Genomic DNA, 25894 nt, shown 5'->3' on the forward strand with positions numbered 1-25894 from the left:
ACTTGCACCTACCTTATTCTACAAAGTTACCAAGGTGAGTAATTAATTCTTGATAAAATTGCGCTCTAGATTTTTCGCCTTTAACTAATTGAGAATCAATTTTTCCATCTTTAATAAACAATATTCTATGTGCAAAACTTGCTGAAAATGGGTCATGAGTAACCATTAAAGTAGTAACTTGATCTTCTTTATTTAAAGTTGACATTGTATCTAATAAGCTGCGTGCACTTTTTGAATCTAAAGCTCCTGTTGGCTCATCTGCCATTAAAATTGCAGGATCATGAACTAAAGCTCGTGCTGATGCGACACGTTGTTTTTGTCCACCAGAAATTTGAGCTGGATAATTATCTAAAAGATCAAAAATATTTAATTTTTTGGCAATTTGATCTACTGCAGCGTCTATTTTTTTGGCATTAATATTTCTTAAACTTAATGGTAAAGCAATATTTTCTCTATTAGAGAGGTTTTCTAATAAGTTAAAGTCTTGAAAAATAAAACCAATTTCTTGCCCTCTAAAATCAGCCATCTTATCTTTAGATAAGTCTGCAATGTTTTGTCCATTTACAATAACTTCACCACTTGTAGGTTTATCTAAAGTTGATAAAATATTCAATAATGTAGTTTTTCCAGAACCAGAAGCCCCCATAATCCCAACGAATTCACCTTTATTAATAGTAAAAGAAATTCCTTTTAAAGCTTGATATTGTTTTTGCCCTTTTTTTCCATAAGTTTTAGTGATGTTTCTTACATCTAAAATGCTGTTCATCATTTAGCGCTCCTTTTTCTGCTGTTATATTTCAATAATACAGTAAAACTAAAACAAATGCAAAATAAAACGCATTGCTATCTGCAACACGGTTTACAACTAACTTAAATTTTAATTATCACTGTCATCGCTACTTTCATCAATATGTAGCTTGTTTGATCATTTTCCCAACACCAATAGTTTTAATTTTATCACCATCAGATTTAGAGTATTTGATAATTCCACCTTTGAATTCCATGATCTGAGTCTTTCCTCCGTCATTATTATTAAATGTGTAAGTAACTTTATAGTTTACTTGACTCAAATCATCTCCTGCTGGAAGAATAGATTCAATTTCAACTTTTACTTTATAATCAGAAATATTATCATTATCATTCCAACCATCAGTTAATTTTTTTAAATCACCATAGTCTTTATTTGTTCCTCCATCGACAAAATTCGATGTTATAGGAGATTGAATATTATTTTCTAAAAGACTTCTAGCATTATCTTTGCTGACAAGATTTTTCCATTGAGGAATTACTACATAGTCACCATCTTTTTTTACAACATCTGCACTATCTTGTGCATCAGAGCTATCTAGTACAGGGATCTCATCATTCAATGCATCAGCTAAATCAGTAACTTTTTCAGAATGTTCTTTATTACCATTAAAGATGCCTTCTATATATAAAGTCATATTTCCGATAATTGGATAATCTTTGAATGTCTTTTCTCCCTTGTCATTCAAGGTTCCTACATATTTATTATTAATGTAGACTTTGCTATTTGGAGCAGATTGCACTTTGAAAGTACCAGTTTTAATATTCATATTAACTGTTTTTGATGACCAAATATTTTGGTTTACGTCTGCTTCTAGATTTCTACCAGACACCTTTGATTTAACCTTTAATGAATATTCGCCTGGGAAAATTGTACCCATTTTTAGATAATAATTATTATCATCACCTTTAGCTATACCAACCGACTTTCCATTTATATAAATATTAGATCCAGCGTGGTTAGTCTTAATTTGAGGAGTAACAGCTTTTAACTTCAATTGATATTTAGGAAAAACTAATAAATAATGACCATTTTGCACTAAAGTAACATCTTCATTGCCATCTCTATATTTTAAAGTAGCTCTTAAATCATCAGCTTTAGATGGATTATTTTTATAATACATTTGAGTTGGCTTTAACAATTCATCTGTAGGCTTCACATTTTGATCATCAGTAACTAATTTAGCCATACCTTTTTTGTTTGGATCTTGCAGAGTAGTCATAATTTTATTGACTTGATTATCGCGACTATACACTTTATTTCCAATCACAAAAAATGCAGCAACAACTACAATTATCGCGACAATAGATGCAATAATGGTTTTTTGCTTTTTCGACATTGGCTTTTTAGGTGCTTTTTGGGGCGCTATTGGTCGTTGCATTTGACCCATAAGTGGTACATTTCGCATATCAGTACCATCATTGGGACAAAAGCTTTCAGTTGCAGGTATTTTTTTCCCACACTTAGGACATATCTTCATTTTCTTATTCCCTCCAAAATAACAAAATTACATTTACATTATTCTTACTTCTTTGTATTATAAATTTTAGTTACCTGGCACGCAATACATTTTTATATACTTGCATATTTACTATTTAACTTAAGGGAATTTATTATGTCAAAAAAGCAATTAATCTTTTTATTACTTATTATTTTTGTTTTATCTGGCTGCTCTATCAATAAAAAAGTACACAATAATAGTGCACATAGATCTTCATCTAAAATCATCAAGAAAAAACAGACCAATATTATTGATACCAAAATCAAACACATGTCACTTGATCAAAAAATTGGTCAATTATATCTTTCACCTGTAACTAGCTCTACTAAAATAGATCTTAAAACCTATCATCTAGGTGGTATTTGCTTATTTGCACAAGATTTTGAAAGCCAAACAAAACCGCAATTTATTCAAAAAATAAATTCTTTTCAAAATGATTCAGATAATGGCTTGTTCATTGCTACTGATCAAGAAGGTGGTAGCGTTTCTCGACTAAGTGCAAATCGTGCATTAACTAATAATCGCAATTTTTTAAGTCCATTAGATATTTACAACAAATTTGGTCTTGCAGGAATCAAAAAAGAAGACATAGAAGTTGCACAAATCTTGCATAATTTAGGTATTAATTGGAACTTTGCTCCAGTAGCTGATGTTAGTTTAAACAAAAACAGTTTTATCTATTCTAGAACTATTGGTCAAAATTATGCAGTTACATCAAAATATATCAAAACTGCAATCGAATCCTACCAAAATAATAATATTGCTTGTTCGCTAAAACATTTTCCTGGATATGGAGATTCAGCTGACACTCATAATGACTTTGCGATAAATCAAAAACCATTAAAGCAATATGAAACACAAGACTTATTACCATTTAAAGCAGGAATTGAAGCAAGGGTTGATTCAATTATGGTTTCACACATTATTATTTCTACTATTGATAACAAAAATCCTGCTTCATTATCACCTGCCGTGCATAAGCTATTAACCAAAAAACTGCATTATCATGGAATCATCATCACAGATGATTTACAAATGGGCGCTATTACTAAATTTGCATCCCAAAGCAAAATCAATCCTGATGTATTAGCTCTGCAAGCTGGAAATGACATCTTATTAAGCGACAGCTATAAAACAGGAATTCCCGCTATTAAAAAAGCTATTGTCTCAAATCAATTAAGCATGTCTCAAATCAATCAAAGTGTTAAAAAAGTGCTATTATTGAAGCAAAAATTGGGGATTTTAAAATAAAATTGGCAAAAAGCTTATCCTGATAGCATTTTCATAGCATACTTACTAAATAATAGTTGTATAATGAAAAATGTTAAATTTTTTATTACAAAGGAGTTTTCATCGTGATGAACGAAGCAAAACGAAAACCAATCAGCTGGCCAGTAATCGCCTTGATGGATTTTGTTACTGTTATTGGATTTGATGACATTATCTACAACTTCCAAAATCAAGGTTTAGCTGTTGTTTCAGATTGGGTAATGTTGTTAATCTTATTTGTTATTCCATATGAGATGATGGTTGGACATTTAGGATCAGTCTTTTCAAGTGAAGGTGGAGGTTTAACTTCTTGGATTAGGCATACTTCTGGCGACAAAATGGGTTATATTGCAGCCTGGTCATACTGGGTAGTTTCTTTGCCTTACTTAGTTGATGTCGCAAACACTACAGTAGTATCTTTTGGCTGGCTGATTAATGGTAATAACTCAATGGAAGACCACATGAGTAACCAAATGTTTGCACTGTTAACTGCAGTAATATTTGTAATCTTTATTTTTTTCCAGCACCATTTTACTAACTCACTTCAAGTTTTATCCATCTTAGGTGGGGGAGCTATGTTCATAATGACAATTTTATTTGTGATTATGACAGTTGTATATTTAGGACAAGGGCGTCCCATTGCTACTCAACCTTTTAATTTCAAAAACTTTTTGCCTACTTTTGATATGAAGTTTTTGATGTCACTTGGATTATTAATTTTTGCAATGAATGGTAGTGAATTTATTGCACCTTATGTTAATGAGATGAAAGATGGTAAGCGTAACTTCCCTAAAGCTATGTATATGTTAGCTATTATGACTGGATTTTTGACTATCTTTGGTTCATTTGCATTAGGAGTATTTTTCAATGCACATCACTTACCAAACGACTTAAAAATGAATGGTTCATACTATGCCTTCCAAGCTATGGGTTCAAAATTTGGTATGGGCAATTTCTTTTTATACACATTTACCATTACTCAAGCAATCTATATGATGGCACAACTAGCAGTGTTAGTTGATGGTGGTGCAAGAATTTTCTTATCAGACACTGCTAAAAAGTATCTACCAAAGCAATTAACTAAGTTAGATAAAAATGGTCTTCCTATTAATGGATACTGGTTAACTACATTTATCTGTACTGTAATCTTATTATTAAGTGCAACACTGCCAAGCATGAATGATATTTTTAATCAATTACTTAATTTGAATGGAATTATATCTCCATATGTGACAGGATTAATCTTCTGGGCATTTATTAAAGTTCGCAAAAACCAAGAAAAATTTCCTTCTGAATATGTATTTATTAAAAATAGACATTTTGCGATTTTTGTTGGTTGGTGGTGCTTCATCTTAACTATGGGTGCAGCAACCTTTGGAATCTTGCCTATTGATGCAAAATATGGAACTTCAACTTGGTGGCAAATGTTAATCCTTAACATTGTTGAACCAGTATTTTTGATTGTGTTAGGAATCATTTTACCTTTAATTGCCCGCTGGCAAAAAAATCGTGCAAAATAAATAATCTAAAGCAATTATTTGATCTAATGAGGCGCTGTACAATAATGTTTGCCAAGCATAAACTTATCTTTGACAGTTTTGAAATAAAAAAGCCTACTATCTTTGTTATATCAACGATAATAGGCTTTTTATTTTTTTAAAAGCTGTTTCTATTCTTTTTGCTTTTAATATTTAAACCTTACAAATTTAATTCTTATTGAGATACCATATTAATAGTACGTAAAATCTCGGCCAAAGTTCGTTTTGGAGAATATACTTTAATAGTATTTCCTTTATAGGTTAATGTTATAGCTTGAGGCATTATTGCAAAAACCTTTTTGATCTTAAAAACAATATGATGGAGAAAAGCTTTTTTTTTTATAAAATAGATATGATACACAGAAAGTAGGTGTAAACAATATGATTGATAATCAACCTAAAAAAATAAAAGCCTTCATAGCTGGCGTGAACTTAGATGATAGCAACTTTGACTATCATATGACTGAATTGCGCAACTTAGCTGAGGCAAATAACATGGAAGTTGTTGGTCAAGCTACTCAAAAAGCTGATAAATTAGTTGCTGGAACTTATTTTGGAACTGGTAAAGTTAATGAAATAAAAGCTATGGCACATGGCTTAAAAGCACAAGCTTTGATAATTAACGATGAATTAACCCCTATTCAAATTCGTAACTTAGAAAAAATGACTAAATTACAAGTTATCGATCGAACTGAATTAATTCTTGAAATTTTTGCCAGTCGCGCCAGAACAAAACAAGCAAAATTGCAAGTCCAACTAGCTCGTCTACAATATGAATTACCTAGATTGCATCCTTCTGAAAACAATCTAGATCAACAACGTGGTAATGGTGGTTCAACTGGTGGAGGTTTTGCAAACCGTGGTTCTGGTGAATCCAAGCTTGAAATGAACCGTAGAACCATTGGTAAAGAAATCAGCTCAATTAAAAAGCAATTAAAAGAAATTACTAGCCAAGAAGAAATAAAATCAAAGCAGCGTAATCAATCTCGTCTTCCTAAAGTTGCACTAGTTGGCTACACAAATGCTGGTAAATCTACTACTATGAATGGTTTACTAGATGTTTATAGTGATGAAGCAAATAAAAAATCTGTCTTTGTAAAAAATATGCTATTTGCAACACTAGATACAAGTGTGAGAAGAATCGATTTAAACAATAATTTTAGTTTTATTTTATCTGACACTGTAGGATTTATTTCTAAATTGCCACATAATTTAATTGAATCATTTAAAGCAACTTTGCAAGAAGTTAAAGATGCTGATTTATTAGTTAATGTAGTTGATAGCTCAGATCCTAATATGAATCAAATGATTAGAACTACACAAAATGTCTTAAAAGAAATTGGTGTTGATAATATTCCAATGATTACTGCATATAATAAAGCTGATTTAACTAATCGCAACTATCCACAAATCGAAGGTAATGATATCTTATATTCCGCTTTAGATCGCAAATCAATTAACGAATTAGCTGATTTAATTGTGAAAAGAACCTTTTCATCATATCAACAATATAAACTAGTAATCCCATTATCTGCTGGAAAACAACTTGCATACTTGCATGAAAATGCACAAGTAACACAAGAAAACTATGAAGATGATGGTGTACATGTAACTGCACTACTTGCGCCAAATGATGAACAAAAATACAAGCAATATCAAATTTAAAATTAGCCCTAAAAAGGCTTTTTTTATTATAATAAATGTCTCTGCCATAATTATTAAGTTATAATTAAAGCATAGGAGGGAAAACACCATGAAGTTTCGCAAAAAAATTACATTGCTTTGTGCAAGTGTTTTGTTAACATTACCTGTTGTTAGTTCAACTTCTGTTGAAGCAGCTACTTTTACTAAAAGTGAGCAAGACCAAGTCAAAAACTATCAACAAGACTACGCAAAGCTTGATAAAACACAATATAATAAAAATACTTTATATCAAACAAAGCCTAATTTCGCTGATCCATATAATTCAGGACAGCTTAATCCTCAATTTGTTCAATCAGCTATAGATTATATAAATTATTATCGCAAATTAGCGGGTCTTAATCCTGAAATTACAACTGATCAAGCTAACCAAGATGCCCAAACAGCTGCAGGAGCACTAGCTGCCACTGATGCACCTGCTAGTTTAAAAGATCATGGACTTCAAGGAATTCAAAAACCTGACTATATTGATCAAGCTACTTGGGAACAAGCAGAATTAATTACTTTTGGCAATCTAGCTTTTGATACAAATCAGACTTTTTCGCCTGGTCAAATAATTACTGATCTAGTCCAAGATAATACCAATATCGCTGGTTCAACTAATACTGGACACCGTGATTTAATCTTATCTGCACGAGCAACTAAGTCAGGAATTGGAGCTGCAGTTGGCAATAATGGAACTTTATATGCTGTACAAAATGGTGTTTTTGCTGACGATATTACGCAAACAAATATTTGGGCAAATACCGCATTTCCAAATGCTGGAGTATTTCCAATTGAGCTAATTCAGAATAAAACTGTGCCTTGGTCTTTGTATCTTGGCAATAAAGAAATTGCTGGAACTCCAAATATTACTATCACAGATAACGATACTGGTAGAGTTGTATATGCAACTGATGTCAATAATCGTGGACGTTGCAATTATGCATACGGATATTTATCAACCATAACTTATCTACCAGGTAATGTTAACTTGCTTGTAGGACATCAATACACTGTTAATGTTGGCAATGAATATCAATATTCATTTAAGCTATTTAGTTTAAATCCTGATAATTCTGAAAATTCAGATCCTGTTAATACAAATAAAATTGGAAATACAACTATGATCATTAACAATAAAAAAGATCCAAGTAAATCAAAAGTTGTAGTGTTGCCTACTATGAATTCACAAAACATAAGTCATGCTATCAGTACCCAGGTAACTCATAGTCAAAACAAATTACCAGATACTGGCATTAAACATGACAATCTTTCAATTTTTGGAATGATTGCCTTAGCATTTTCAAGCATTTTATTATTTGTAAAAAAAGAAGAACATTAAAAAAAGGCTCTTGTTAAATTTTAACAAGAGTTTTTTATTGTATTAAAAAAGATAGACCTTGCGATCTATCTTTTAGTTTAGTTGTTTTTCTAATTATTAAAGTACACGCTTTGCAACTGATGGGTAGAAGTAACTAGAAATAGTTTGCTTGATAACACCTTGACTTGGGTTAGCTGCGTGGATGTATTGGTTGTTACCAATGTAGATACCTACGTGGTAAGGAGCAGATGCTGAACCCCAGAATAATAAGTCACCTGGTTGTAAGTTATTCATTGATACAGTAGTTCCGTGAGTTACTTGAGTGTAAGTAGTACGTCCTAAGTTAACGCCAGCATTTGAATATACGTAGTTAACTAAACCTGAGCAATCAAAACCAGGATTCCCATTTCCACCCCATACGTATGATTTACCTAATTGAGCAGAAGCTAATGAAATAATGCTTGATACTTGTGATGAAGCAGTTTTAGTAGCAGGAGCTCCAGATACAGGTTGACCTGCAGCTACAGTATATTTGGCTTCAACCCATTGGTTAGCACCTAAATCATACCAAGTAGCTCCTTTTGAATCAGTAGCTGTTCTAATAACTTTCCAAGAAGTACCATGTGCTAGGAATTGACCAGTTGGAGTGCCGTTGTTGTAGTTGTTCCAAACTGCAATACCATAACCTGGTACGTAGTTTACTTTAACTACTTGAGTTGCAGCTTGTACTTGTTGTACAGGCTTCATGTGGTGAGTAGTTGCAACACCAGTAATTGTTAATGCTGCAGCTGCGGTTAATTTCAATAAGTTACGTTTAATAGTTTTCAAAGTTATATTTCTCCTTAATTTTCGGTAGCGGATGTTAATTGCTACGAGATGTGTTCTCTTATTCAATTGACATGGTCTATACTACCTGTTTTATATTACAAAACTGTTACAAAAAAAATACTATCCTTTTAAAATATCAAACTTTACTTTTCATTTCTGTAAAAAATGTAATGTATGTCATCTTTTCAATTGTGCAACGATGTTATCCACTTTTTGCTTAGTAGTATTCCAGTCATCACTTACTATTATATGAGCATATTTTTTTAATTCAGGAGATAATGTTAAATCACGCAAAAACTCTTTGCTGTGCATTCTAACATCTACTTCTTTTTTACTATCCCCTCTTTTTAAGAGTCGGTTTTTTAAAATTTCTAGATTAGATACAGTCAAATAAATAAAATAAACTTGTGAATGTAATGCGTTAATATATGACTGTGCGCCTTCTGTTTCAACGATTAGTGAAACTAACTTGCTTTTTGCCCAAGCTTTTTGTAAAGCTTCATGACTTGATCCATATTGATATTTATCATATTTCACTTTTTCAAAGAAATGCAATTTTTGAAAACTTTCATTTGTTTCAAAATAATATGCTTCATCTGCCTTTTCACCTGTTCTAATCGGCCTAGTTGTATGAGTAATTACTCTAGGAATATTGAATTTTTCTTGCAGATAATTGGTTAACGTAGTCTTCCCAGCACCACTAGGTCCTGCTATGATAATAATTTTATTCAAAAAACCAAGCCTCCTGCTTGAAATAAAGTTACTTATATAATAATATTTCACTATTGTCAAAAACAAGAATAAATAATACGAGGGAGATTTTTTATGAAAAAATCAGAAGTAAAATTAGGAGCTATTGTTGAAGCTAAATCTGAAGAAGAATTAAAGCATCCCTTCCAAGGCAAGGTAGAAAAGATTTATGAAAATTCTGCTCTTTTAGCAATTACTTCATACAATCCTGAAGATGAGGCAGCTATTGGAGATTTAAATAATAAAATGGTAGTCAACTTTAAAAAATTAAAGGCTATCAAAGCACCTAAAAAAATCAAGACCGCTTCAACTAATAATGTTAAAATATCAAAAATTGATAGTGAGCCTGCTTCAACTAAGAGTGACAAAAAATAATTCTAATATTATTCAAAAAAAGAGTAAATTATTTAAATCTACTCTTTTTTTATATGTTCTTTTTGGTTAAGATAAATACTGAATATTATAGAAACAAATGGAAGGTCTCATCTTGAAAGAAAAAATACGTACCAGTCTTTACTGGTTCATTTTATTACAACCATTTATGGATTTATATTGGTTTTATAATCCTCCTTTATCGACAATGATGCCATTCACAATCCCAACTATTTTAAGAATAGTTGCAGTCATTGCGTTGGTTGGCATGTATTTCAGTCAAAAACAAAGTTGGTTGCAACTAAAAAAACAATGGTGGGTTATTGTTTATATTATTGTTTTAGCTGCATATAGTGCACTGCATTTGTGGCATGTTAAAACTTTTAATTCTGTCGATCCAACAGGATATAACTATTCAACAATGGGAGAATTGTTTTATTTAGTTAGAATGGCAATGCCAATAGCTATTTTATATATAACTAGATATGTTCATATTACCAAAAAGCAATTTACAATTACCATTCAAGCACTAGTAGGAATTATGTCCACGGTGATTGTAGTGTCCAATTTATTGGTAAAATCATTGATGTCTTATGGTAATGAGTTAATTAAAGCTAATATTTTTTCATGGTTCACAAATACTAAATATAGCTATTTTTATTTAGCTTCTAAGGGCTTTTTCAACTTTGCAAATACTACTTCTGCTGTAATGTTCATGTTAATTCCGCTAATGGCATATATTGTGTTTAAATATTTCAACTGGCTAAATGTAACATTATTAGCTATGCAAGCACTAGCTATGTTAATGTTAGGGACTAAAGTTGCAGCATTTGGATTAATTATTGGTTTTGTTAGTTTCTTAATTATCTATTTAATTCATACTTTTATTTTAAAAAATATTTCTTTCAACAAAAAAGCCTTCATTGCTTTTATAGCTATCTTTTTAGTAGCTGGAGCTATTTTGCCTTATGGTCCTGCTATGAGACGGGGAAATTTTGAAGCAAAGGTAAGCCAAGAGCGAAGTAAGAAACAAAGCAAAAAACATGCTAAAGAGCAAAAGAAATTAAATAGACAATTAGCTGCAGGGCTTAAGAAATATCCAAAAGGCTCTAAGCGTGAAGCATTTTTGCGTAACTTCATTAGAAAGCATGCTGATTTTTATTCATTAAATGGGCGTTTTGTATCAAAAAGCTATTCTTATAAATATGACCCTGAATTTTGGTTAAATGTCATGGGCTTGCCTGTAACTACTAAGATGAATAATCGTTATATTGAAACTTTAATGTTAAATAAAGTTGTCGCTAACAATCATAATAAATTAGATAAATACTTAGGTATCTCATATATCCGTGAATCAAATATCTTTAATTTGGAACGAGACTTTATTTCACAAAAATACTCTTTAGGATGGATTGGAATGATTTTATTTTTAGGAGTATATGTAATTAGTCTAATATATGCGGGCTATGAATGGTTGCGTTATCGAGCAAATAAAACATTTTTGACATCTAGTTTGATTTTATCAAGTGGATTTTTAATTGTTGCTGGATTTTATTCAGGTAATGTAATGGACTTTTTGACAGCTAACTTGATACTAGGATTTGTCTTAGGATATTTATTAGAACAAATTAATGAAAATAAAAAACAAAAAATATAGATTCAAAAAAGAGATTCACTACAATGCGATGTGAATCTCTTTTTTATATATAAAATGTCTTTTTAGCACTTGACGCACCATAACCAAATGTTTGAATCACGTGCTTTTGCAAATCTACATTCACAATATAACCACATGCTTCATTCAAATGATCAATTTTACGGTTCCAATTTTTATTATATTTAGTAGTTAATGCATGCTTTTCACCCATAAGAGCTGAACAATTGAATAAGATATATTGAATCCCATTAATTTTAAATCGATCTTCAGCATGACGATGACCGCAAAAATAAGCAACAATTTTGGCGTTCTTAACTTTTGTAAAATCAAACTCATTATTCAACATAAATTCTGCTGGCACATTATGCGAATGCATTTTACCCTTTTCTTTTTGGTTAAATGCCACTAATAATTCATGCAATGAACGTCCATTATATTTTATTGCACTAGTTCCTTTGCGATTAATTGGATTTCCATGGCTCATAAAAATTATTTGCTTATTGCTTGAATCTTGCAGTATTTCAATGATCTCTTCAATTTGATCTTCACGCAAAGCCAATGTCAATTTTACATCATATTTTTTCTTGCCATGACCATCTAAAACATATGGTACATCTGATGTATTGATAAAAATCAATCTCAAATCATCTTTATCATAGTAAGCAACTCCATGTTGTTTAGAAATATAATGTAATTGTTTTTGGGCATACATAGTTGGCCACATTATTTTCCCAAACTCATTTTCTGGAAAAGAAGCTTTTAACTTATGATGTTCATCGAATTTATCATTTTCATCATGGTTGCCTTTGACTATAGCAAAAGGTATCTTAGCTGATTTAAATGCATTTCTTAATTCAATTAGCTCGCTTTCACCCATTAATCCAGGATCAGAGCCATCAATCCAATCACCTAGATGAGCTTTTATATCAAGTAAGCCAGTCTTTTCTAATTCTGAAAATTCCTTAACATGAACTAAACCATTCCAACCATAAAAATCAATGCTATCAGCATCTTTATAATGCGTATCTGTTAAAAGCCCAATATTTACAGAATCCTTACCATTTCTGACTTGAGTTTTAACTTGTTTAGCAAAATGATCAAGATACTGGAGCACTAAATAGCGCTCACCAGTCTTTTTATCTTGAAATGCTCTAAAACACTTAAGCCTTGAATCATATCTTCTTACATATTCAGGAGATAATTCTTCTTTATCATTAGATCGCAATGCTTGGTGCAAGATCCCCCCATTATCTTTATATACTATTAAGGTATAATCTTTATTATTTGGAGTTTTTTCCTGTTTTCCAACTTGATATTCACCTATTTCAGTATATTTTTGCATTGGATCATAGTCTAAGTTATTGACAGGTGATTCTTTTTTATTAAACAGCTGATTTACTATAGCTTGTACTGCTTTTGAAAAAATAAAAGGCATTTTTAAATCCCCATACACAAAAAGAGCCCTACAGGCTCTTTATAAACTATACATTTTGTTTCAATGCATAAGTTGCAAGACCCAGTGATAAAACTGCATCTTTTGATAAAACCTTTTGCAAGTCTTGTGATGCAATTGCTTGAACTGCACCAATTACTTTTAAACTATATGTTAATACATGATAGTCTGTATTTTTGTCATATGAACCATCTTCATAAGGATCTTCATGATTATAAGTTAGATTGATTTCGTCTTTATCAACATATCCATCTACATGATTAGTCAAAATTCTATCATGCAATTGGGTTAGCTTTTGATCCAAGTTCAATAAAGTCAATAGATGATCACTTTCTGTTTGGTAATATTCATCTTCACTCATCGAAAAATAATCTTTAATTGGCTTTTGCAACACGTGCAATGAATCAATCGCCTGATAAATTTGCTTATCGTCTAAGCTTTGTTGACCTTGCAATATTTGATCTTGAGATAAGGCTAGATCGTCAGCAAGTGTCATAATATCAATTTGAGCCATTAATAAAATCCTCCTTGAAATTCATTCTATATTATAGCAAAAATGGGCAGGTATGTATGAATTTTAATTTTTTATTATTACTTTTTTCTACAAAAAAACTACACATTATTTTTCAAATGTGTAGCAAATTTTTATAAAGAGTTAATTTATACTAATTGTTTACGGATCCATCCAGAAATAAAGTCAATGATAACAACCATAACTACTATTCCGATTAATATAATTCCTACGCGGCTCCATTGACGATATTGCAATGCAATAATCAAAGGATATCCAATACCACCAGCTCCTACTAATCCTAATACTGAAGCTGATCTAACCGAAACGTCAAATCTATATAAAGTATTAGAAATCAATTCAGGCATTAAATTAGGTAATGTAGCAAAGGAAATTACATTCATCTTAGATCCACCTGTCGCAATAACTGCTTCATTAGGGCCATCATCTAAGTTTTCAATCGCCTCAGAAAATAGTTTAGCAAGCATTCCTATTGAGTGAAATCCTAATGCCAATACACCAGCTGCAGAACCAGGTCCTACTGCTTTGATAAACATCAAGGCTAAGATGATTTCTGGAAAACTTCTGATAAAAGTTAAAACAAACTTACCGCTGCGAGATGCATACCATTTCTTATGGCGAGTATTAGCTGCCCAAAAAGCAAATGGTAAGGATAATACTGCAGAAATAAACGTACCCAAAAATGCGATACAGATCGTCTGCCACAACTGGGAAATTAAATCTTCACCATTTCCTTGCCATACATATCCCCAGTCAGGGTGCAATAGTCCATTGAAAATTGCTCCAGCAATTGTTGCAGCAGAAGCTTTGATCCCTGTAAAATTAATACCTGTAAATGACCAAGCAACTAATATTATGACAAAAATACTAATACTCCAATAAATCACTTTTTGGCGCATAGTGATGTGTTTTGAAGGTAATTTTGTATTATCCATTATCGCATCAACGCCTCCCTTGACTTAGTAGATACATAATCAATTAACAATACTACAGCAAAGATAACTATAATAATGGTTCCAGTTTTGGCATAATCAAATACTTGCAAGGTTTGTTGTAAGTATAATCCAATACCACCAGCTCCAATATAACCTAAGACTGTAGATGCTCTAACATTAATTTCAAATGCATACAAAACATAAGAAATGAAATATGTTATTACTTGTGGAATTACCGCAAACCAAATTATCTGCAATTTATTAGCTCCAACAGCTACCATTGCATCAATAGGTCCTTGGTCAATAGTTTCAATTGCTTCATAAAACAATTTAACAACTACCCCAAAAGTAAAGATTGATAAAGCTAAAATACCAGCAACAGGTCCAATACCTACGATTGCTACGAAAACAGCACCTAGCAACAAGTCAGGAATAGTTCTAATGATATTCATGATAAACCGTAAAACGCCAGTTACTAGTCTGTTTTTTACAATATTACGGGCAATCAATAAAGCATAAATAAATGCTAGAATTGAACCAATAATTGTTCCAATAACAGCCATTTTAATAGTTTCAAGTAGCAAAGGAAAAGCAATTGCTGCATAACTCCAGTCAGGTTGCGCCATTTCTACAAAAATTTGTGAAAATTGACTAAAGTTTGTAAACAAGACTGAAATATGAGTATTAGTTTCTTGAATAGAAATAAATAACCCAGCAATAATAACTATTATCCAAACAAGGTTCATTATTTTAAATTGCTTTTTTGGCAAATTCATTAAATCTGGTTCGGTCTTATTCATTGCTTGAACCTTTTCCTTTATAAATATCATCAAAGATCACTTTAGGAGTATCTTTCATCAATCCATCATAAACAACTTGTCCAGCACTAATACCTATCACACGTTTTCCATATTTTCTAGCTAATTCAACTGAGTGCAAGTTAGCTACAACAGTCATACCAAATTCTTCATTTAGCATCTTCAAATCATTCATAACTCTAATAGAAGTCTGTGGATCAAGTGATGCAGTAGGTTCATCAGCCAAGATAATCTTAGGATTCTGCATTAAAACTCGAGCAATTGATACACGCTGTTGCTGCCCACCTGATAATTCATCAGCACGAGCATAAACTTTATCAGCTAGATTTACTCGTTGCAAAGCTTCATATGCTTTTTGTTTATCTTGTTTAGAAAACATATTGAAAATAGTTTTAATTGTAGGGTAATATGCTACCCTACCAGTCAAAACATTTCTTAATACGCTTGAACGCTTTACCAAATTAAAGTTTTGGAAAATCATCCCAATATCTCGACGAATCATTCTCAATTCTTTACCGCGTGCTGCAGTAATTGAATTTCCATCAATGATAATTTCGCCCTTTGAAATATTATGCAAACGATTAATCGAACGCATCAAAGTAGATTTTCCAGCGCCAGACAAACCAACAACCACGACGAATTCGCCCTGGTTGATAGTTAAGTTAATATTTTTTAATCCGACGGTGCCATTATCATATATCTTTGACACATTCTTTAATTGAATCATTGGCTTTCCTGTGGAATCTGCCATTAATTATTAACCCCTTAATTATTATTTTTTATCGCTTTCGACAGTTTTGTCATATTGACGAACAATATTAAAGTCGCTGTCTTTAGTAGTTACATATCCTTCATGGTTGTAGACACTTTCGATAACTTTTTTACCTTGTGGTGTTTTAGCAATTGAAATAAAAGCATCTGCTAATTTCTTACGGAATTTCTTAGACATATCACTACGTACAGAAATTGTGTCGTTAGGAATTGGCTTAGTAAAGTAAATAGGTACAACTTGATCCATTATCTTAGGATTATCTTTTTTAACTGTATTACGTGCATCTTCAAATACAAATGCTGCATCAGTATCGCCGTTTAAAACATTTAAAACAGCTTGGTCATGTCCTGTAACTGTAACTAATTTACAATCTTTTGGTACATTTAGACCCTTTTTCTTTAATTCAGCAATTGGGAAAATGTATCCAGCAGAAGAAGTTGGGTTTTGTACAGAAATACTCTTACCCTTCAAATCTTTCCAAGACTTAATCTTTGAACCTTTCTTTACTAAAATTTCTGAACGATAGTCATTGACTAATTTATTAGTCATCTTGCCACCTGGTTGAGAAATTCCAAAACGTTGAGCTTGTAATAATACATCAGCTACTCCACGCTTATGTGCTAAAACATAACCATCAGGTGGTAAAAAGCCAACATCTACCTTCTTTGAAGCCATTGCTTCAACAACAGTATTATAGTCAGTTGACATTGAAACATGAACTGGGATTCCCAATTTCTTTGATAGCATCTTTTCTAGTGGCTTTGCCTTAGCTTCTAGCTTAGTAGCTTGCTGACTAGGTACGAATTGCACTGTCAAAGACTTTGGTGTATATCCATCTTTGGAATTGCTTGCTGACTTGTTATTTGAACAAGCAGTAGCTAAAAATGCCATTCCGACTGCAAAAAGTCCGATCAATACTTTTTTGAACTTTTTCATCTTGCCCTCCTAATACGACAATGAAAAAACAATACTAAACATCAAAAAAGACCTAATACAATATCGAAGATGATATTAATATCAAGCCTTAATTAGTGTTCGATGAAACAAATAGCGAGCTGGAAAAAAAGCACCAATAATCCAATCAATACTTGAAGAAATCATTTTATTAATAATGATTACCAGTTTGTGCATATCAGTACTCCTTACTCCATAAATATGTTCGCTTGAGAGTATTATACAAGAAATATCAACACATTAACAAGTATTGTCATCTGAATGTAAAAATTATTTTTTCACATACATTTGGTTTATACCAATGTTTTTTAGCTAATATATTAAATTTTAAAAGCTATTTATTCTATTTTTTGCTTTTTGGAACCTTTTTATTTTCTAAATCAGTTCTGACAATTAACACATCAGACAATGCATGTTGGTTAACATATTCAGTAACTGACCCCATTAATACTCTTTCAACTGCATTTAATCCAGTTGCTCCCATGACAATTAAATCTTCATCATGGTCTTTGAAAAAGTCATAAGAAATTATTCTCTTTGGACTGCCATAACGGATATGATAGTCAATTTTATCAAATTTATATGTATCTATAGCCCATTTTTTTAGACTCTTGAGGTAATCTTCAGCATCTTGGGTCATTTGATAAATTGTATCGCCTGAAATAAGAGTATCTTGCATTTCTCCCATAAATTGACGTGTATCAATAATATTTAAAATATCAACATGACCTTCATCATCCATTGCAATTTTTACTGCTTTATCATAGGCCAATTCTGCAGATTTTGATCCATCTACTGGCACTAATAAGTTTTTATATTCTTCAGCCATATTTGTCATCCCCCTGTATTGTCTTTGTTAATATTATTTTAACATATATCCTGATAGCCAAACGGCATTTTCTTGTTACTGTAAAAAAATGCTGCTAAAATTAAAGACCACAGCTATTATTAATTTATATAACATAAGGAGAATTTCAGTGACAGAACTTAAGAATCAACTAATTGGTATTAATAGCGGCCGCAATTTTCGTGAATTAGGCGGTTATAAAACTTTAAGTGGGAAAACAATCAAGTATCATAAATTATTAAGAACAGCTATGCTTGCAACTTTAGATGACAATGATTTAGATTTTTTGAAAAACTACGGTGTTAAATATGACATTGATTTTCGCTCTAAACAAGAAGTTACTAAGCACCCTGATCGAGTTCCTGCTGGTGCAAAATATGAATTTGATCCTGTATTTAGTGAAGATTTAACTAACTCTTCTAAAAGCTTAGATGACTTAGAAATTGCAGCAAAAGATAACCCTAACTTTGGTTTTGATCATATGTTATTTGCTTATGAAGATATGGTCAAAAGTGACAGTGCAAAAAAAGCATATCGAAAATTTTTTGATTATTTATTGCAAAATACCAAAGCAGATAATGTTGTTTTATTTCATTGCACTGCTGGAAAAGATCGAACTGGCTTTGCAGCTATCTTGCTTTTAACTGCTCTAGGTGTATCATTAAGGCAAATCAAAAAAGACTATTTATTGACTAATATTACAACAAAAAATTTTGTTAATAATATGATCGAACGTGAAAAAAAGCGTGGATTATCTAAAAATGTTTTGCAATCAATTTATGATATTCAAACTGTCCAACCTGAATATTTTGATCATGTAATCAAAGTAATGAATGATGAATATGGATCAGTTAATAATTACTTGCGTGAAGTGATGAAGTTATCAGGTAGCGACATCATGAAATTGCGTAGTATATATTTAGAGTAAAAATTATTCTTGCATAAATTCATATTCTTTTAAAACGTATTCTTTAAAAAATGGTAATGTAAATGCCACTTCACCATAATCAGTTGACTTGATAACTTGATCATCTAATAATCGTCTGCGATAATTAGCAACAATATTACTTGGGCGATTCATTTTTTCTCTAATGTCTTTGATTGCAACTACATCTTTTTTGCTTTGTGCCATTATAAAGACAAACTTCTTGTCTTGCTTAGATAAGCTTTCAAAAATTTTAGTATATGCGTTTTGAAATAACTCAACTAAATATTCAGGCTTAATTTGATCAATTAATTTTTGATCAATTAGGCCTGTTTTTTTTGCTGCATTCCAAACTAAATATCCTAAAAGTTGAAAAGCATAAGAATATCCGCCTGTCATACGAGTTAGTTCTTTTAGAATTTTATATTCAACTTTATAATTTGCTTGTTTAAATACATTTGCATAGCTATATTCAATTTGTACCAAATTCAATGATGATAATGCTATTCTCTTTCCTCTTAACAAAAAAGTCATTACATCTGAATTTTGTAATTTTGATATATGCTCTGGTAATCCTGTCATCATTAGTGCAACTGGATAATCCTCACGATTTAAGATTTGATAGTATGATGCAAAATTTCTAAGTTCCTTACTACTTTTCACTTCATCAATAGTTATTAAAACTTTCTTTCTGTTGCTTCTTAATTTATCAAACATATTAGTTAAAATTCCTTGATATGTTGACATAGTTTTATTAATATCTGCTGATAGCTGTAAACCAAATGCAGAAAAAGTTAGACCATGAATTGATTCAAAGGCTTTTTTTATTCTAGAATCTGATTTCATGTATAAATTATCAATCAAGGTTGCTAATAAGTCTGATTCCATAGCAAGATTGACCACTATCCAATCAGGCTCCTTTTTAATTTTTCTTCCTACTTCAGTCAAAAAAGTTGTCTTTCCAACACCCCGCATCCCATAAACCATTGAAATTTTATATGGACTATTAGGATTGTTCAATTCATGAATAACATCTTCAACTAATTGCCCACGATTTAAAAAAATTTCTGGAATTCTACCAAAACTTGGATTAAATGGATTATTCATACTTGTTTTACCTATATCTGTATCTCTGTGTATCTTTTACTACAAAAAAGATCTAAGCTTTTACACTTAGACCAAATTCATTATTTTTATTTATTTAAAGGTTTGCCTCGCCAATCGTAATATTTACGACTTAAGCGATTCTTTTTATTATCATAAACGACTAATTGATACAATACATACACCGTTCCAATTCCCGCAAGTGCTTGTGTAAACCAATTTTTAAATAAAATTTGTAGTAAATTAATAATAATTACCACTACTGTCCAAAATAATATTCGTTTACGACGTGCTTTTTCTTTTTGTGTGATTGTATTTTTATCAGTCATTTTGATTCACCTTTATTTCTTTGCTTCAGCTGCCTTGTATGCAGCGTTACGCTTCTTCATTTCACCTGCGTACCAGAAGAAGATCAATAAGTATGCAGCAATTGCTAAGATTGCATACAAGATAAACATACCTTGTTGTTTCCATGCATTACCAACTAAGTAAGCGATGAATTTTTCAATAGGTCCTTCCATAGTGGTGTGTGAAATTAATGTATGTGCTGGAATGCCAGCTGCACCTACTTGGTGTGCAACAGATGTAACAAATGGAGCAACTAGTGTACCTGCCCATAGGAATAATGGTAATTCAATAGCACCAATAATAATCATTCTGATGATCTTACCACGTGTAACAACTAACAACGCAGGTGTTACACCCATAGCGATAATACCACCTAAAGGCATTAATCTATTACCTGGTAATACGATAGCTTCTAACATCATAATAGGAGCTAAGATATTAGCTGCAGCCCAGATTTCTGAACGACCAGCAATAAATGGCCAGTCAAGTCCGATGTTAAATGTACGTCCTTGAAATTTCTTTGTAGCAAAATCTGCGATACCTTGTGATAAAGGTTCAACAGATGCAATAAACCACGCACCAATAACTGAGAACAATTCAATACATGAACCACCAATAAATGATAGTGTCAACATATCTTTCCAGCCTTGTTCAGTAGCAAAGTTATTTCCTGCAAGTAGTGATACGAATACTCCCAAGTAAACACCAATCGCAAATCTTGATCCCCAGAAACCGATTTTTTCGTTTAATTTAGCTGAGTCAAAGTCATATTTATCAAGTCCTGATAAAAATTTATCAAAGAACTTGTCAAAGACCATGATTATCGGATTCATCATGTAATTCATATGCGTCGTCGTCATTGGGTTGGTATCTGGCGCATCTAGCAAATCATTGAACGTAGGCTTCATTAAGTCAGAGTTCATAATCTTCAGCCAACCAATCATGATTACTAATAATACTGATAACCATAATGGTGCGCCACAATACATTGCAAACAATCCAACAAATGACAAATGCCATACATCAAAGATATCGACATCCAATGTGTTAGTTACTTTCAAAACTAACATAATAATGTTCAAAATAACTAAGATTAATAGGAAAAACAAAGTATAAGGAGAACCCCAAGTAATGGTAGCAAGTGGAGCCCAACCCATATCTTGTTCATCCATATGAATTCCAGTATGTGCAACGAATTGCATCATTGGTTTTTGGAAGGCTGTGGTCAACCATCCCATAATATTTCCGATAGCAGTGATCGCAATCGCTAATTTCAAACCACCTTCTAGAGCTTTAGAAAACTTAACTCTAAATAATACAGCAATCAATGTTAAAACAATTAACATGATGCCAGGTGCACCCATATCAATTATTGGTTTGAAAAACGCGTTAGCAACTTGAATTATTCCATTCATCTTTTTACTCCCCTAAGAAAATGAATTCTTTAAGCCTCGTCTTTTACAACAACTTTTTCTATATTGTCATATACTGGCTTTGCCATTGCAGGTATACGATATAAGATTGCTCCAGCATCAATTATAGGAACCTTAGGCGTAAAGGCTAAATCTGTTTTTGCGATGGTTAAATATCCATCATATTTAGACATTAAATCTTCATTAACATCCTTAATCATATATGCATCAACTTTTACATTGTGCCCACGTTTTTTCATTTCTTCTTCAACAGCATCCTTAATTTGGTGTGATGAGTTTACTCCTGCACCACATGCTGCTAAGAATTTAACTTCTTTTGCCATAACAATACCCTCCTATTAGTTTTGAACAAAATTCTCACTTAAAAATTGATAAATTTTTTCATTATCAGTGAGACTAAATAAATAATTAAGCTTATCAACTGGAGTTTTTGCCATGAAATCCATAATCATAGCTAACATATTAGCTTGACCTTCGGGATCGTTATTTAAAATCATGAACAAAAACTTCACCTTAAATTCATGGGAAGGATTTATCATATCATTGAAAACAACAGGTGTCTTCAAAGCAATTGGTACTATCAATCTTGCATTCACAAACTCGCCTTCAGTATGTGGAATAGCAATATTAGGCAACTCTTTTGAAATTGGAGCTGTGCTAAGTCCAGTAGGATATGAATCTTCTCGTTTAATAATTTCTTTTAAGAAATCCCCTTTAACATACCCTTCATCAAGTAATTTTTGGTAGACTTCTTTGAAAATATCATTGCGCTTTGCATCATTTGCAACAAAAACTGCATCTGGTGCAAAAAGGCTTTGAGTTTTCAACATTATGTATTCCTCCCTTTGTCAAGCTATGTTTTATTATGTTTCTTTTTGTTTTTTTGCTTGACTTACTTATATTATATAAAAGCGTTTTCACAAAATCAAGGCTATATTAACATTAAAAATTCACATATTTTAGAGGCTTGTACATTACTTTTTTCGATTTTTGGCCTATTTTATCAAATCGAACATTTTCTAACAAATATATCTTTATAAATTTAGCTGAATTTTTATGTATTATTTGTTAAAGTTATAAGTAACAAAAATAGAAAGGAATTACTAAAATGTCAAAAACAAAAACGTTATATTTTGGAGCTGGCTGGTTTAATGATGAGCAAAATAAAGCTTATGATGAGGCTATGGAAGCATTAAAACTCAATCCAACTATTGATTTAGAAAATAGTTATGTTCCTTTGCAAAACCAATACAAAGGCATCAGAATCGATGAACATCCCGAATACTTACATGATAAAGAATGGTCACAAGCTACATATAACAATGATTTAACTGGAATTAAAACTAGCGATATTATGCTTGGAGTATATTTGCCTAAGCAAGAAGATGTTGGTCTAGGTATGGAATTAGGCTATGCTCAAGGGCAGGGAAAATATATTTTACTAGTAATTCCTGATGAATATTATGGCGAACCTATTAATCTAATGAGTTGGGGAGTTGCTGATAGTGTTATTAAAATGAGTGAATTAAAAGACTTTGATTTTAATAAACCAAGATTTACTTTTTATGATGGTGCTGTATATTAAATTTTTGCGTTAGCTATAAGCTAGCGCTTTTTTGTACACAAAAATACTCAGGTTCTAACAAAACCTGAGTTAATTATTATTTCAAATTATCTAAATGTTCTTTGATCTTATCTGCAGAACTATCTAACTTTTGTCTTTCATCTTCAGTTAAATCTAACTCATATACTTTTTCAATACCATCTTTACCAACAATTGCTGGATAACCAATATAAGTTCCTTCAAATGAAACATAAGTTGACACTGGTGCATATAATTTTGCATCACTAAAGACAGCTTGAGCTAGTCTTACAGCACATGTTGCAATTGCATAGCTAGTATATCCTTTGCCTTGTGCTACTTTAATAGAATTTTTATTAGGTTGTGCACTTAATTGCTCGCGTTCTTGTTCATTAAATAATTCTACTGAAGATTTATTATTTACATAAACTGTTGACCATGCAGTAAATTGAGATGATCCATGTTCGCCTAATACATATCCTTCAACATTACGTGGATCTTGGTTTAATTTTTCACCAACAATTCTTTGCATTCTAGCAGTGTCCAGAAATGTTCCTGTACCAAATATTTTGTTTTGAGCAATTCCACTATATTCTTTTAACAACATAGTAATTGCATCACATGGATTAGAAATATTAATCAAAATACCATCAAACCCAGAATCTTTGATTTGTTTACCCACCTCTTTAGCATTTTTGGCATTAATTTTAAATTCACCAAATCTATCACCAGTATCAACTGTAGATGCAATATCGCCAAATGCAGTAATTAAGACATCTACATTTTTTAATTCATCCCAATCTTGCATTTTGACATCAACATGGTAATCATTTCTAGCTAGTGTATCTCTTAAATCATTGTATTCTGCTTCGCATTTTTTCTGATTTTTATCAATTAATACTAACTCATCTACAATCCCATGAGTAAACAATGTATATGCAACAGTTGAACCTACATGGCCCATCCCAATAATACCTACTTTACGCATTTTTAATCCTCCTTAATAAATTTTTGATATAAATCATAAGTGTACTTATCATATGCACACAAGATTACTTCAATTGGATAATTGTTGTTTTTTAGCCAACTTTTAACCGCACTAACTGCTAAGTTTGCAGCATCAACACTTGGATAACCATATGCTCCCGTTGATATTGCAGGAAAAGCAATTGAATGTAAATCATATTTTTTGGCTAAATCAAGCGAGTACACATAACTTGATTGCAATAATTTAGCATCCATTGATCTGCCTGAATAAATAGGGCCTACCGTATGAATTACATACTTAGCTGGTAAGTTATAACCCTTAGTAATCTTGGCAAAGCCAGTTTTACATTCCTTCAAAGTTATACATTCTGCTAATAACTCAGGACCTGCTGCTCGATGGATTGCGCCATCTACCCCTTCGCCTCCCAGCAAAGAATTATTTGCGGCATTAACAATCGCATCAACATTTAATTTGGTAATATCTCCTTGAATACTTTTTAAACTCATAACAGTGTCATCTTCTTTACCCTAACTTTACAGTTTTATAATATCACAATTGTGATTTTTATCACTATTAAAAAAGCGCCCATTTTAAAATGAACGCTCTATAATTTACTCTATCCTTTATCAGCACCTGCTGTAATTCCATTAACATAAAATTTCTGCATTACTATAAATAGGATAGTAATAGGAATAGCTATAATTACACATCCAGCAATAAATTGCGTGAAGTATGCGGTCGAATTTCCTTTAGCTGAGTGAACCATGTTGTATAGCCCATATGCAACAGTATAATTCTTGGCATTACCTGAAGTTGATAAAATAATTCCTGAAAAAATGAAGTCCACCCAAGGTCCAATGAATGCAGTTAAAGCAGTATATACAATCATCGGCTTTGATAATGGTAAACCAATTTTAGTAAATACCTGCCACTCAGTAGCTCCATCAATTTCTGCAGCTTCGTCAATGGCTCGTGGGATAGTATCAAAGAATCCTTTTGCAACATAAAATCCTAAACCTGCACCACCTACATAAACTAAGAATAAGCCAAACAAGTTTAACATATTCAAGCCTTTTAAGATGTAATACAAAGCAATCATTGCCATAAATCCTGGGAACATTCCCAAAACTAATGCAATTTGTAAAAATGGCTTTCTAAACTTAAAGCGTAATCTAGATAATACATAAGCTACCGAAATTGTAATAAAAGTTGACACTATTGCCGAAGCAATAGATAAGACCAATGTATTAATAATCCAATTGGTGAATGGAAATTGTTGATTATTAAAAATACCAATATAATTAGAAAGCGTAAATTTATCTGGCCAAAATGTAGATACAAAGCCAGTGTTGTTATACGAAAGACTAGCTAACACTATCCAAATAATTGGCAAAATCCATAAAATCGCTAATATTGTTAGCAAAATATACCTAAAGATTAATGCAAGTCGTCTTTGGTTTTTATATGACTTCATTT

The 25894-nt window shown here is 31.8% G+C and carries 27 protein-coding genes; 8 read left to right on the forward strand and 19 right to left on the reverse strand.

From position 1 onward, the window contains the following. Window positions 1-13: 13 nt before the first annotated feature. Together AC38BG_RS01515 and AC38BG_RS01520 are read right to left on the reverse strand one after the other, a co-directional pair. A complete protein-coding gene (locus AC38BG_RS01515) occupies window positions 14-766 on the reverse strand; it encodes an ABC transporter ATP-binding protein (RefSeq protein ID WP_489937821.1) in 753 nt (250 codons plus the stop codon). A 139-nt stretch (window positions 767-905) separates the two neighbouring features. Next, entirely contained in the window at window positions 906-2288 is a 1383-nt protein-coding gene (locus AC38BG_RS01520; protein WP_489937416.1) for a TcaA 3rd/4th domain-containing protein, read from the reverse strand. Window positions 2289-2423: 135 nt separating this feature from the next. On the opposite strand from AC38BG_RS01520, the gene AC38BG_RS01525 reads away from it, so the two are divergent. The 4 genes from AC38BG_RS01525 to AC38BG_RS01540 all read left to right on the forward strand — a co-directional run bounded on the left by AC38BG_RS01525 (window position 2424) and on the right by AC38BG_RS01540 (window position 8141). Then, entirely contained in the window at window positions 2424-3560 is a 1137-nt protein-coding gene (locus AC38BG_RS01525) for a glycoside hydrolase family 3 N-terminal domain-containing protein (protein WP_489937417.1), read from the forward strand. 107 nt (window positions 3561-3667) lie between these two features. After that, entirely contained in the window at window positions 3668-5098 is a 1431-nt protein-coding gene (locus tag AC38BG_RS01530; RefSeq protein ID WP_489937418.1) for an APC family permease, read from the forward strand. A 399-nt stretch (window positions 5099-5497) separates the two neighbouring features. Further along, complete coding sequence (hflX, locus tag AC38BG_RS01535) at window positions 5498-6781, forward strand: GTPase HflX (protein ID WP_489937419.1); 1284 nt, start codon at window positions 5498-5500, stop codon at window positions 6779-6781. Between the two features lie 88 nt (window positions 6782-6869). Further along, the gene (locus tag AC38BG_RS01540; RefSeq protein ID WP_489937420.1) at window positions 6870-8141 is read left to right on the forward strand and encodes a CAP domain-containing protein; all 1272 of its coding nucleotides are present in this window, start codon (window positions 6870-6872) and stop codon (window positions 8139-8141) included. 96 nt (window positions 8142-8237) lie between these two features. On the opposite strand, the gene AC38BG_RS01545 is transcribed toward AC38BG_RS01540, so the two are convergent. After that, window positions 8238-8948: a C40 family peptidase gene (locus AC38BG_RS01545; RefSeq protein WP_489937421.1), complete on the reverse strand. Its 711-nt coding sequence runs from the start codon at window positions 8946-8948 to the stop codon at window positions 8238-8240. 177 nt (window positions 8949-9125) lie between these two features. After that, complete coding sequence (locus tag AC38BG_RS01550; RefSeq protein ID WP_489937422.1) at window positions 9126-9680, reverse strand: guanylate kinase; 555 nt, start codon at window positions 9678-9680, stop codon at window positions 9126-9128. Between the two features lie 93 nt (window positions 9681-9773). Between AC38BG_RS01550 and AC38BG_RS01555 the strand changes: the two genes are divergently transcribed. Next, on the forward strand, window positions 9774-10073 hold the full coding sequence (locus AC38BG_RS01555) for a DUF2187 domain-containing protein (protein ID WP_489937423.1): 300 nt from the start codon (window positions 9774-9776) through the stop codon (window positions 10071-10073). A 112-nt stretch (window positions 10074-10185) separates the two neighbouring features. Continuing rightward, complete coding sequence (locus AC38BG_RS01560) at window positions 10186-11727, forward strand: O-antigen ligase family protein (protein ID WP_489937424.1); 1542 nt, start codon at window positions 10186-10188, stop codon at window positions 11725-11727. 43 nt (window positions 11728-11770) lie between these two features. Here AC38BG_RS01560 and AC38BG_RS01565 read toward each other — a convergent pair whose 3' ends face one another. From AC38BG_RS01565 to AC38BG_RS01595, 7 genes are all read right to left on the reverse strand, one after another. Next, complete coding sequence (locus tag AC38BG_RS01565; protein WP_489937425.1) at window positions 11771-13162, reverse strand: metallophosphoesterase family protein; 1392 nt, start codon at window positions 13160-13162, stop codon at window positions 11771-11773. 46 nt (window positions 13163-13208) lie between these two features. Then, complete coding sequence (locus tag AC38BG_RS01570) at window positions 13209-13694, reverse strand: hypothetical protein (RefSeq protein ID WP_489937426.1); 486 nt, start codon at window positions 13692-13694, stop codon at window positions 13209-13211. Between the two features lie 146 nt (window positions 13695-13840). Next, on the reverse strand, window positions 13841-14647 hold the full coding sequence (gene phnE, locus AC38BG_RS01575; protein ID WP_489937427.1) for a phosphonate ABC transporter, permease protein PhnE: 807 nt from the start codon (window positions 14645-14647) through the stop codon (window positions 13841-13843). Next, window positions 14647-15447: a phosphonate ABC transporter, permease protein PhnE gene (gene phnE / locus AC38BG_RS01580; RefSeq protein WP_489937428.1), complete on the reverse strand. Its 801-nt coding sequence runs from the start codon at window positions 15445-15447 to the stop codon at window positions 14647-14649. The genes phnE (AC38BG_RS01575) and phnE (AC38BG_RS01580) overlap by 1 nt, the downstream gene beginning before the upstream one ends. Then, a complete protein-coding gene (phnC, locus tag AC38BG_RS01585) occupies window positions 15440-16216 on the reverse strand; it encodes a phosphonate ABC transporter ATP-binding protein (protein ID WP_489937429.1) in 777 nt (258 codons plus the stop codon). Before phnC ends, phnE (AC38BG_RS01580) begins: the two co-directional genes overlap by 8 nt. A 21-nt stretch (window positions 16217-16237) precedes the next feature. After that, window positions 16238-17173, reverse strand: coding sequence for a phosphate/phosphite/phosphonate ABC transporter substrate-binding protein (locus tag AC38BG_RS01590; protein ID WP_489937430.1), 936 nt, complete (start codon window positions 17171-17173; stop codon window positions 16238-16240). Window positions 17174-17534: 361 nt separating this feature from the next. Beyond that, window positions 17535-18020 (reverse strand): universal stress protein, encoded by a 486-nt coding sequence (locus AC38BG_RS01595; RefSeq protein WP_489937431.1) that lies wholly within the window; start codon window positions 18018-18020, stop codon window positions 17535-17537. Between the two features lie 148 nt (window positions 18021-18168). Here AC38BG_RS01595 and AC38BG_RS01600 point away from each other — a divergent pair, with 148 nt between their 5' ends. Beyond that, complete coding sequence (locus AC38BG_RS01600; protein ID WP_489937432.1) at window positions 18169-18966, forward strand: tyrosine-protein phosphatase; 798 nt, start codon at window positions 18169-18171, stop codon at window positions 18964-18966. 3 nt (window positions 18967-18969) lie between these two features. Here the strand turns inward: AC38BG_RS01600 and AC38BG_RS01605 are convergent, their stop codons facing one another. The 5 genes from AC38BG_RS01605 to AC38BG_RS01625 all read right to left on the reverse strand — a co-directional run bounded on the left by AC38BG_RS01605 (window position 18970) and on the right by AC38BG_RS01625 (window position 22678). Next, on the reverse strand, window positions 18970-20070 hold the full coding sequence (locus AC38BG_RS01605) for a DUF8462 domain-containing protein (protein ID WP_489937433.1): 1101 nt from the start codon (window positions 20068-20070) through the stop codon (window positions 18970-18972). Window positions 20071-20156: 86 nt separating this feature from the next. Continuing rightward, window positions 20157-20396 (reverse strand): hypothetical protein, encoded by a 240-nt coding sequence (locus AC38BG_RS01610; RefSeq protein ID WP_489937434.1) that lies wholly within the window; start codon window positions 20394-20396, stop codon window positions 20157-20159. Between the two features lie 12 nt (window positions 20397-20408). Next, window positions 20409-21830, reverse strand: coding sequence for a PTS transporter subunit IIC (locus AC38BG_RS01615; protein WP_489937435.1), 1422 nt, complete (start codon window positions 21828-21830; stop codon window positions 20409-20411). Between the two features lie 29 nt (window positions 21831-21859). Beyond that, complete coding sequence (locus AC38BG_RS01620; RefSeq protein ID WP_489937436.1) at window positions 21860-22171, reverse strand: PTS sugar transporter subunit IIB; 312 nt, start codon at window positions 22169-22171, stop codon at window positions 21860-21862. Window positions 22172-22186: 15 nt separating this feature from the next. Next, window positions 22187-22678, reverse strand: a complete 492-nt coding sequence (locus AC38BG_RS01625; RefSeq protein WP_489937437.1) for a PTS sugar transporter subunit IIA — start codon at window positions 22676-22678, stop codon at window positions 22187-22189. 278 nt (window positions 22679-22956) lie between these two features. Between AC38BG_RS01625 and AC38BG_RS01630 the strand changes: the two genes are divergently transcribed. After that, window positions 22957-23433 (forward strand): nucleoside 2-deoxyribosyltransferase, encoded by a 477-nt coding sequence (locus AC38BG_RS01630; RefSeq protein WP_489937438.1) that lies wholly within the window; start codon window positions 22957-22959, stop codon window positions 23431-23433. Between the two features lie 76 nt (window positions 23434-23509). Here the strand turns inward: AC38BG_RS01630 and AC38BG_RS01635 are convergent, their stop codons facing one another. From AC38BG_RS01635 to AC38BG_RS01645, 3 genes are all read right to left on the reverse strand, one after another. Further along, window positions 23510-24418: an L-lactate dehydrogenase gene (locus AC38BG_RS01635; protein ID WP_489937439.1), complete on the reverse strand. Its 909-nt coding sequence runs from the start codon at window positions 24416-24418 to the stop codon at window positions 23510-23512. A gap of 2 nt (window positions 24419-24420) precedes the next feature. Then, on the reverse strand, window positions 24421-24924 hold the full coding sequence (locus AC38BG_RS01640) for an O-acetyl-ADP-ribose deacetylase (RefSeq protein WP_489937440.1): 504 nt from the start codon (window positions 24922-24924) through the stop codon (window positions 24421-24423). Between the two features lie 110 nt (window positions 24925-25034). Further along, a complete protein-coding gene (locus tag AC38BG_RS01645) occupies window positions 25035-25892 on the reverse strand; it encodes a sugar ABC transporter permease (protein WP_489937441.1) in 858 nt (285 codons plus the stop codon). Between the last annotated feature and the right edge of the window lie 2 nt (window positions 25893-25894).

The organism is Lactobacillus sp. M44, assembly GCF_058130005.1.

Coding starts and splice junctions, on each gene's coding strand:
- AC38BG_RS01530 (WP_489937418.1), top strand. CDS start 3,668: ATGAACGAAGCAAAACGAAAACCAATCAGCTGGCCAGTAATCGCCTTG.
- AC38BG_RS01645 (WP_489937441.1), bottom strand. CDS start 25,892: ATGAAGTCATATAAAAACCAAAGACGACTTGCATTAATCTTTAGGTAT.
- AC38BG_RS01570 (WP_489937426.1), bottom strand. CDS start 13,694: ATGGCTCAAATTGATATTATGACACTTGCTGACGATCTAGCCTTATCT.
- AC38BG_RS01540 (WP_489937420.1), top strand. CDS start 6,870: ATGAAGTTTCGCAAAAAAATTACATTGCTTTGTGCAAGTGTTTTGTTA.
- AC38BG_RS01555 (WP_489937423.1), top strand. CDS start 9,774: ATGAAAAAATCAGAAGTAAAATTAGGAGCTATTGTTGAAGCTAAATCT.
- AC38BG_RS01635 (WP_489937439.1), bottom strand. CDS start 24,418: ATGCGTAAAGTAGGTATTATTGGGATGGGCCATGTAGGTTCAACTGTT.
- AC38BG_RS01640 (WP_489937440.1), bottom strand. CDS start 24,924: ATGAGTTTAAAAAGTATTCAAGGAGATATTACCAAATTAAATGTTGAT.
- phnE (WP_489937427.1), bottom strand. CDS start 14,647: ATGGATAATACAAAATTACCTTCAAAACACATCACTATGCGCCAAAAA.
- AC38BG_RS01605 (WP_489937433.1), bottom strand. CDS start 20,070: ATGAATAATCCATTTAATCCAAGTTTTGGTAGAATTCCAGAAATTTTT.
- AC38BG_RS01630 (WP_489937438.1), top strand. CDS start 22,957: ATGTCAAAAACAAAAACGTTATATTTTGGAGCTGGCTGGTTTAATGAT.
- hflX (WP_489937419.1), top strand. CDS start 5,498: ATGATTGATAATCAACCTAAAAAAATAAAAGCCTTCATAGCTGGCGTG.
- AC38BG_RS01590 (WP_489937430.1), bottom strand. CDS start 17,173: ATGAAAAAGTTCAAAAAAGTATTGATCGGACTTTTTGCAGTCGGAATG.
- AC38BG_RS01610 (WP_489937434.1), bottom strand. CDS start 20,396: ATGACTGATAAAAATACAATCACACAAAAAGAAAAAGCACGTCGTAAA.
- AC38BG_RS01620 (WP_489937436.1), bottom strand. CDS start 22,171: ATGGCAAAAGAAGTTAAATTCTTAGCAGCATGTGGTGCAGGAGTAAAC.
- phnC (WP_489937429.1), bottom strand. CDS start 16,216: ATGGCAGATTCCACAGGAAAGCCAATGATTCAATTAAAGAATGTGTCA.
- AC38BG_RS01595 (WP_489937431.1), bottom strand. CDS start 18,020: ATGGCTGAAGAATATAAAAACTTATTAGTGCCAGTAGATGGATCAAAA.
- AC38BG_RS01515 (WP_489937821.1), bottom strand. CDS start 766: ATGAACAGCATTTTAGATGTAAGAAACATCACTAAAACTTATGGAAAA.
- AC38BG_RS01615 (WP_489937435.1), bottom strand. CDS start 21,830: ATGAATGGAATAATTCAAGTTGCTAACGCGTTTTTCAAACCAATAATT.
- AC38BG_RS01525 (WP_489937417.1), top strand. CDS start 2,424: ATGTCAAAAAAGCAATTAATCTTTTTATTACTTATTATTTTTGTTTTA.
- AC38BG_RS01625 (WP_489937437.1), bottom strand. CDS start 22,678: ATGTTGAAAACTCAAAGCCTTTTTGCACCAGATGCAGTTTTTGTTGCA.
- phnE (WP_489937428.1), bottom strand. CDS start 15,447: ATGAATAAGACCGAACCAGATTTAATGAATTTGCCAAAAAAGCAATTT.
- AC38BG_RS01520 (WP_489937416.1), bottom strand. CDS start 2,288: ATGAAGATATGTCCTAAGTGTGGGAAAAAAATACCTGCAACTGAAAGC.
- AC38BG_RS01565 (WP_489937425.1), bottom strand. CDS start 13,162: ATGCCTTTTATTTTTTCAAAAGCAGTACAAGCTATAGTAAATCAGCTG.